The following is a 7,203-nucleotide window of genomic DNA, read 5'->3' as shown; positions in this document are numbered from 1 at the left end:
TCATGCAACATTGGGGCTAGGAGTCTGTCCGATCATCCACTGCTGGCAACGCCGGGCATGATCGGATGCCAGTGCACATCCGGTATACTTCGCTTATGTCTGCAACCGTCTCTCAGCAGCTTGCGAAGTTCCTGACGGCGGACCCCGGGGTCCGTCTCGCCATCCTGTTCGGTTCGGCCGCGGGCAAGGAACCGCTGCGCGTCGACAGTGACGTGGATATCGCCGTGGCCCGTGCCGGGCCCCTGGGCGCGGCCGACAAGCTGGCACTCATGGATGCATTGGCCGGTATCACGGGGCGGCCCGTCGACGTGGTGGACCTCCTGACCGCAGGGGAACCGCTGCGGGGAGAGATACTCACCAAGGGGCATCGCCTCGTGGTCCGTGACAAGGCCCTCCTGGCGCGGCTCATGAGCCGGCACATGTGCGATGTGGCCGATTTCCTTCCCATTCGAAACAGAATTCTCGAACAGCGGCGAAGACAAGCGAACCTGCCACAGATTGCGTCAACAACAAGGAATCCAAAATGAAGGTCCTCGTCACCGGCACCGCCGGTTTCATCGGCCACGCACTTGCCGCCCGTCTTCTGGATCGGGGCGACCAGGTGATCGGTGTCGACAATCTCAACGACTACTACGACGTCAATCTAAAGAAGGCGCGCCTGGCGCAGATCGCCGAGCGTGACGGCTTCACCGACGTGCGCATCGACATCGCCGATCGCCCGGCCATGGAAGAGGCGTTCGCCACGCACAAGCCCGATCGTGTCGTGAACCTGGCCGCCCAGGCCGGCGTGCGTTATTCCCTTGAGAACCCGCACGCCTACGTGGACACGAATCTGGTGGGCTTCATCAATATCCTTGAGGGCTGCCGGCATCACGGCGTGGAGCATCTGGTCTATGCGTCGTCCAGCTCGGTCTACGGCGCCAACACGAACATGCCTTTCACGGTGCACGACAACGTGGACCATCCCATGAGCCTGTACGCGGCCAGCAAGAAGGCCAACGAACTCATGGCCCACACCTACAGCTCACTCTACAAGCTGCCCACCACGGGTCTACGGTTCTTCACCGTGTACGGACCGTGGGGCCGACCCGACATGGCGCTGTTCCTGTTCACGAAGAACATCCTGGCAGGCAAGCCCATCGACGTCTTCAACTACGGCAAACACCGCCGCGACTTCACCTACATCGACGACATCGTCGAAGGCGTCATCCGCTCCCTCGACCGTATCCCCGAGCCCAATCCCGCGTGGAGCGGCGACAGCCCCGATTCCGCCACCAGCTACGCGCCTTATCGTCTCTACAACATCGGCAACAACAAGCCGGTGGAACTGATGCACTACATCGAGGTGCTGGAGGACTGCCTGGGCAGGAAGGCCGAGAAGAACCTGCTTCCGCTGCAGCCGGGAGACGTGCCGGACACCTATGCAGACGTGAAGGACCTCGTGGATGATGTGGGCTACAAGCCGGATACCTCGGTGGAGGAGGGCGTGGCCAATTTCGTCAAGTGGTATCGGGAGTTCTACAACTGCTGATGCCAATGCCTGCACACCCCCCCCGTAGGAGCCCGGCCCTCCGGGCGAATCCCTGGATGCAGCATCAGGCAGCTATTCGCCCGGAGGGCCGGGCTCCTACGAGGGATGCGGTTCATGTCTGACGCCCTGCCGTGCTTCAAGGCCTATGACATCCGTGGCCGCATCCCCGACGAACTGAATGCCGATCTGGCCTGGCGGATCGGGCGCGCTTATGCAGAGGTCATCCAGCCACGCGGACCGGTGGCAGTGGGCCAGGACATGCGCCTCACCAGCCCCGAACTGGCGGAAGCGGTCATACGGGGTTTGAACGAAGGGGGCATCGATACCCGCAGCCTCGGCCTGTGTGGCACGGAGATCGTGTACCACGCCGCCTCGCTGCCCGGCATGGGTGGCGGCATCATGGTCACCGCCAGCCACAATCCCATCGACTACAACGGGATGAAGCTGGTGCGTGAGGAGGCGATCCCGGTCAGCGGCGACAGCGGTCTCGGGGAGATCGAACGTCTGGTGCGGGAAGGGCACTGGCCGGCGGCCACTGCCCGGGGCAACGACGCGCCCCTGGATGTCATGTCAGGCTACGTGCGGCGTGTGCTCTCGCTTGTGGACGTGGCGTCGCTCAAGCCATTGCACCTGGTGGTCAACGCCGGCAACGGCGCCGCGGGCCCGGTCTTTGATGCCATCGCCGAACACCTGCCGTTTCGCATCACCCGGATCCATCATGAGCCCGACGGCCGTTTTCCCAATGGCATCCCCAACCCGCTGTTGCCCGAGAACCGGGAAGTGACGGCCAGTGCCGTGCGTGAACAGGGTGCCGACCTGGGCATTGCCTGGGATGGCGATTACGACCGCTGTTTCCTGTTCGACGCCGATGGCCGCTTCATCGAGGGCTACTACCTGGTGGGCCTGCTGGCGGAAGTCATGCTCGCCAAGTATCCGGGTGCGAAGATTATCCACGATCCTCGCCTGACCTGGAACACCATCGAGCAGGTGACCGCCGCCGGCGGCATTCCCGTGATGAGCAAGACGGGGCATGCCTTCATCAAGGAGCGCATGCGCCTCGAGGACGCCGTGTATGGCGGCGAAATGAGCGCCCACCACTACTTCCGCGACTTCGCCTACTGCGACTCCGGCATGATCCCCTGGCTGCTGATCGCCGAGCTCATGTGCAAGGCCGCTTCGGTTCACTCCTCCTCATCAGGAGAAGAGCGTGTTCAGCGCTCTCTCTCAGCAGAACAGTCTGTTCACCCCTCACCCTCAGTAGAACAGCAAGTTCACCCCTCCCCCTCAGGAGGTCAGCCTGTTCACCCCTCCCCCTCAGGGGGAGGGGCAGGGGAGGGGGTGGTTTCAGCCCCCATCACCCCTCTCGCCGCCCTCGTCAACGAACGCATGACCGCCTATCCCTGCAGCGGCGAGATCAACTTCCGGGTCGACAGCGTGCCCGACACCATCGCCCGCATCGAAGCGCACTACCTGCCCCACGACCCCGCTGTCGACCGCACCGACGGTCTGAGCATGGCGTTCGACACCTGGCGCTTCAATCTCAGGGGCTCCAACACCGAGCCGGTCATCCGGCTCAACGTGGAGACGCGTCACGATGCGGCTCTGATGGAAGAGAAAACGACGGAGATCAGCCGTCTGATTTCGTCCGTGGGGCGTGAATAGCCCCTTGCCCTTCGCCTTTCCTGCCCCTGCTGGCTAACGCTCAAAGAACAGCGTCGGATCCACCGCCGTCCGATTGAGGTAGATCGTCCAGTGCAGGTGCGGCCCCGTCACCCGGCCGGTGGCACCGATCTCCCCGATCTGCTCGCCGCGTTCCACGGACTGACCGTCCTGCACGTGAATGTCGTTCATGTGGGCGTAGAAGCTGATCACGCCGTGCCCGTGATCCAGGAACACGGACTTGCCGGCAAAGAAGAAATCCCCCGTGAGGATCACGCGCCCCGGCGAGGGGGCATGGATGGGCGTGCCGGTGGGGGCGGCGATGTCCAGGCCGTTATGGGGGTTGCGCGGCTGGTCGTTGATGTAGCGGCGCAGACCGAAGCCGGTGGTGAAGCGCCCTTCCGTGGGCAGGACAAAATTGAAATCCGGCGCGGCGTTTGTCCAGGTGCGCAGTGCTTCGCGGATGCGCGCCCGTTCCGCCTCGATGCGCTTCATGTCCTCGGGTCCGGGGCTTACCAGCCGTTCCTCGGCAATGGTGATGCGGCTCTCGCCGTATTCCCGATCCTGCACCGTGAAGCGGTGCCATGAGCGGCGCCCGTCGGCCCAGGCCACCTCGATGCGGTGATCTCCCGGCTCCAGCGACAGCGGCAGCCCCACCAGCGCTTTCCAGCCGTTCTCGCCGGGCAGCACTGCCACCTGCTCGTCATTGAAAGTGGCCTGAGGCCGTTCATCCGCCTGGCCCAGGCCCAGGATCGCCACACCCCCGGGCGCCGGCAGTTCGGTCGGCAGGGCAAGCAGGAGGGAGGGCCAGAGTGCAAGCAGAAACAGGAGTGTTGCGCGCATGGCCGCCATGCTATCACGGGCTTTTTGAACCACGAAGCGCACGAAGGCCACGAAGAAAAGGAACTGTTCTCTCGCGAAGCCGCAAAGCACGCAAAGGAAAGATTTCAAAGCTCTTCTTGGGGTTTCTTGGCGTGCTTCGCGGCTTCGCGAGAGACCATTTTTTGTTTTGGATCTTCCTGCCCTTCGTGGTGAAAGCCCTCCGTTCCGGGTTAGCATTTGGGGATGGACAAGAGAGCCGCACATATCGCCCGCCGCATGGCGGACATCGAGCCGTTTCACGTCATGGACCTGCTGGCGCGGGCGCGCCGGCTGGAGGCGGCGGGGCGCAGTATCGTGCACCTGGAGATCGGGGAGCCCGACTTTCCGACGCCTGAGCCGATCATGGAGGCCGGGCGCAAGGCCCTGGCCGATGGGCATACCCATTACACGCCTGCCGTGGGCCTGCCGGCACTGCGCGAGACCATCGCCGGCTTCTACCGGGATCGCCACGGCGTGGACGTCTCGCCGGAGCGCATCATCATCACGCCGGGCGCTTCCGGTGCACTCCTGCTGGTGATGGCCGTATTGCTGGATCCCGGCGACCAGGTCCTCATGGCCGACCCCGGCTATCCCTGCAACCGCCATTTCGTCCGGACCTTCGAGGGTGAGGCCGTGTCCGTTCCGGTCGGGCCGGAGAGCGCCTACCAGCTGACGGCGGAGCACCTGGAGTCGCACTGGGGCGAGCGCAGCGTGGCGGCCATGGTGGCTTCGCCCGCCAACCCCACCGGCACGCTCGTGTCGGCGGATACCATGAAACGCATGCTCGCCTTCACCGCCGGGCGGGGAGGGCGGCTGATCGTGGACGAGATCTATCATGGCCTCGTCTACGACGAAGAGGCCATCACCGCGCTTGCCCATTCGCCGGACGTTTTCGTCATCAACAGTTTCTCCAAGTACTTCGGCATGACCGGCTGGCGCCTGGGCTGGATCGTCGCCCCCGAGGACTACGTGCGCTCCATCGACAAGCTGGCCCAGAACCTCTTCCTTGCCGCGCCCACCCCGGCCCAGCATGCCGCACTTGCCGCCTTCCAACCCGAAACCCTGCAGATCCTCGACGCCCGCCGCGAGGCCTTCCGCGAACGCCGCGACTTCCTGCTCCCCGCCCTGCGCGACCTGGGTTTCGGCATCCCGGTGACGCCGGAAGGGGCGTTCTATATCTACGCGGACAGCACCGCGTTCGATTCGGACAGCCAGCGATTGGCGGAGCGGCTGCTGGAGGAGGTGGGAGTAGCCATCACGCCCGGCCTGGATTTCGGGCACCACAGGCCGCAAGCGCATGTGCGGTTTGCGTATACGCGGGAGATTGCGGAGTTGGAGGAGGGGGTGGCACGGCTGCGGCGCAGCCTTGGTTGAAGTGGGAAGGGGGAATCAGGAAGTGGGAAAGTACTCTAAGCTCAGGGAAAAGATCCTTGCCGGCAGCGCCGATTCGAACATCGAGTTTGCTGAGCTGTGCAAGCTGCTTGATCGCCTGGAGTTTGTGGAGCGTGTAAGAGGCGACCATCACATCTTCACTCGGAATGGTGTTGCAGAGATCATCAATCTGCAGCCCAAAGGCAAGAAGGCCAAACCCTACCAGGTCAGGCAGGTCAGGGGTATTCTTGTGAGATATCAGTTGGGAGAGAGCGATGTCGATTAAGTATGAACTTGTCATCTACTGGAGCGAAGAGGACCACAGCTTCGTGGTTGAAGTCCCAGAACTGCCTGGATGCATGGCGGATGGAGAAACCTACGAGCAGGCTGTTACAAATGCGCAAAAGGTAATTGAGGAGTGGATCGAAACGGCGAAGGACCTAAATCGGCCGATTCCGGAACCCCGCGGCCGGCTGATGTATGCATAACGAGTCCGTCAACCGGAGACGACGAGTTCCGAGGATTGGAAGGCTATTACGAACCGGGTTCGGGAGATCGGACGGCTAACCGCTATAGTCGTCGGTTCTAACGGCGAACAATGCGTTGCTCAATCGTCATCATCCCTGAACGACGATCAGTTACCTGATCGTATCTCGTCTGTCTCGTTTGATAGTTCGGCGGCGCTGCAACGAGAAAATATCATTCCGCTGAATCGCTTCCGGCTCAACCTGGACTTCACCGAGCCACCGATATTCGGGGCCTACAACCCTTGGGACGAACCCACGCCAAATGGCAGTGGCGTCGAAGTGACCGGTGCAGATGTTACGTGGGTAACCGGAGTATATGAGTCGATTCTCACTTTCTTTCGAGGGCGCGCTCGTCGGAGGGGTTGGCTTCATAGCCCCTTGACGTTTAACTTGCTGAACTGGCTGGTTGGTATGCCTGCGGGATTGTGGATTGTGTACCGCATGGATCAAGTGGCCGCGGAGTTCTTTAGCGCGCCCGACACTGTGCTACGCGGGGCAATTTACGTGTACATCGTACTGTTCGTGTTCTTCATATTCCGCGCAATTGTCGTAGGCTTCAGATGGACGTTTCCGGTCGTCGAAATACAAGGTGCTAGGAGCGCAGCGGTTCGAAGGTCAATGAGCATCGTATTAAGCAGTGTGCTGCTGGCATTGTGCTACGATGTTCTTAAGACTCTAACTTGGGCATGAAAAATGGTGACAGATCGTTCTGCTGCGGAAGTTGATCTGTTACCGTTTCGTTTAGAAAATGAGAGTGTTCTGATCCACCGCCATTGACATCATTTCTAACTGCGCGCGATCATGCGGTATTCCCGGCCCTGAGGGTGCCGGCATCGAATGCCTCCATCGTCAAAAGGAACTTGACCATGCCTCCCATCCTTCGCTCCGTTTCGAGTCTTCGCGCCACTGCCGCACAAACCCAGTACGGCCTGTGGGTCCAGGGCCACGAAGGCGACGCCCTCTCGGTGCTCGGCTTCACGGCTCAGGACTACGGCCTGAGCGCCGAGTACCGCTTCGAGATCGAGTTCGAGAGCCGCGAGCCGCTCTCCCCCGACGTGGTGGGCCGGCGCACGCGCCTCGATCTGGAGGCGCTGCCGGGCGGCCCATGCGTGCACGGCGTGATCCGGACGCTCGAGGCCCTGGAGGGCGGCAGCGACGGGGTGCGCCAGCGCCTCTCGCTGGTCTCACCCCTGAGCGTGCTCGCCGAGTCCGCGCAGACCCGCGCCTTCCCCGGCCTGTCCGTGCCCGGGATCA

8 protein-coding genes are annotated in these 7,203 nt (G+C 62.5%); 7 read left to right on the top strand and 1 reads right to left on the bottom strand.

The window, feature by feature from the left end; all coding sequences use genetic code 11:
• The first annotated feature begins 95 nt into the window (after window positions 1-95).
• The 3 genes from mntA to B1C78_RS15640 all read left to right on the top strand — a co-directional run bounded on the left by mntA (window position 96) and on the right by B1C78_RS15640 (window position 3,193).
• A complete protein-coding gene (gene mntA / locus B1C78_RS15650) occupies window positions 96-527 on the top strand; it encodes a type VII toxin-antitoxin system MntA family adenylyltransferase antitoxin (protein WP_077280102.1) in 432 nt (143 codons plus the stop codon).
• On the top strand, window positions 524-1,531 hold the full coding sequence (locus B1C78_RS15645; protein WP_077280101.1) for an NAD-dependent epimerase: 1,008 nt from the start codon (window positions 524-526) through the stop codon (window positions 1,529-1,531). The genes mntA and B1C78_RS15645 overlap by 4 nt, the downstream gene beginning before the upstream one ends.
• A gap of 114 nt (window positions 1,532-1,645) precedes the next feature.
• Complete coding sequence (locus tag B1C78_RS15640; RefSeq protein WP_245795461.1) at window positions 1,646-3,193, top strand: phosphohexomutase domain-containing protein; 1,548 nt, start codon at window positions 1,646-1,648, stop codon at window positions 3,191-3,193.
• A gap of 33 nt (window positions 3,194-3,226) precedes the next feature.
• Here the strand turns inward: B1C78_RS15640 and B1C78_RS15635 are convergent, their stop codons facing one another.
• Complete coding sequence (locus B1C78_RS15635; protein WP_077280104.1) at window positions 3,227-4,033, bottom strand: peptidoglycan DD-metalloendopeptidase family protein; 807 nt, start codon at window positions 4,031-4,033, stop codon at window positions 3,227-3,229.
• A 222-nt stretch (window positions 4,034-4,255) separates the two neighbouring features.
• Here B1C78_RS15635 and B1C78_RS15630 point away from each other — a divergent pair, with 222 nt between their 5' ends.
• From B1C78_RS15630 to B1C78_RS15610, 4 genes are all read left to right on the top strand, one after another.
• Window positions 4,256-5,425, top strand: coding sequence for a pyridoxal phosphate-dependent aminotransferase (locus B1C78_RS15630; RefSeq protein ID WP_077280099.1), 1,170 nt, complete (start codon window positions 4,256-4,258; stop codon window positions 5,423-5,425).
• Between the two features lies 1 nt (window position 5,426).
• The gene (locus B1C78_RS15625; RefSeq protein ID WP_245795462.1) at window positions 5,427-5,708 is read left to right on the top strand and encodes a type II toxin-antitoxin system HicA family toxin; all 282 of its coding nucleotides are present in this window, start codon (window positions 5,427-5,429) and stop codon (window positions 5,706-5,708) included.
• On the top strand, window positions 5,698-5,910 hold the full coding sequence (locus B1C78_RS15620; protein ID WP_077280098.1) for a type II toxin-antitoxin system HicB family antitoxin: 213 nt from the start codon (window positions 5,698-5,700) through the stop codon (window positions 5,908-5,910). Before B1C78_RS15625 ends, B1C78_RS15620 begins: the two co-directional genes overlap by 11 nt.
• 905 nt (window positions 5,911-6,815) lie before the next feature.
• On the top strand, window positions 6,816-7,203 hold a 388-nt coding region (locus tag B1C78_RS15610), incomplete at its 3' end, for a hypothetical protein (protein ID WP_139349982.1).

The organism is Thioalkalivibrio denitrificans (genome assembly GCF_002000365.1).
Classification (GTDB): domain Bacteria; phylum Pseudomonadota; class Gammaproteobacteria; order Ectothiorhodospirales; family Ectothiorhodospiraceae; genus Thioalkalivibrio_A; species Thioalkalivibrio_A denitrificans.
The sequence above is the reverse complement of the archived record's forward strand: the minus strand, read 5'-3'. Positions and strand labels throughout refer to the sequence as shown.

What these genes read in the sequence shown, in the direction of transcription:
- mntA (WP_077280102.1), top strand. Translation starts at nt 96, where the DNA reads ATGTCTGCAACCGTCTCTCAGCAGCTTGCGAAGTTCCTGACGGCGGAC.
- B1C78_RS15645 (WP_077280101.1), top strand. Translation starts at nt 524, where the DNA reads ATGAAGGTCCTCGTCACCGGCACCGCCGGTTTCATCGGCCACGCACTT.
- B1C78_RS15640 (WP_245795461.1), top strand. Translation starts at nt 1,646, where the DNA reads ATGTCTGACGCCCTGCCGTGCTTCAAGGCCTATGACATCCGTGGCCGC.
- B1C78_RS15635 (WP_077280104.1), bottom strand. Translation starts at nt 4,033, where the DNA reads ATGCGCGCAACACTCCTGTTTCTGCTTGCACTCTGGCCCTCCCTCCTG.
- B1C78_RS15630 (WP_077280099.1), top strand. Translation starts at nt 4,256, where the DNA reads ATGGACAAGAGAGCCGCACATATCGCCCGCCGCATGGCGGACATCGAG.
- B1C78_RS15620 (WP_077280098.1), top strand. Translation starts at nt 5,698, where the DNA reads ATGTCGATTAAGTATGAACTTGTCATCTACTGGAGCGAAGAGGACCAC.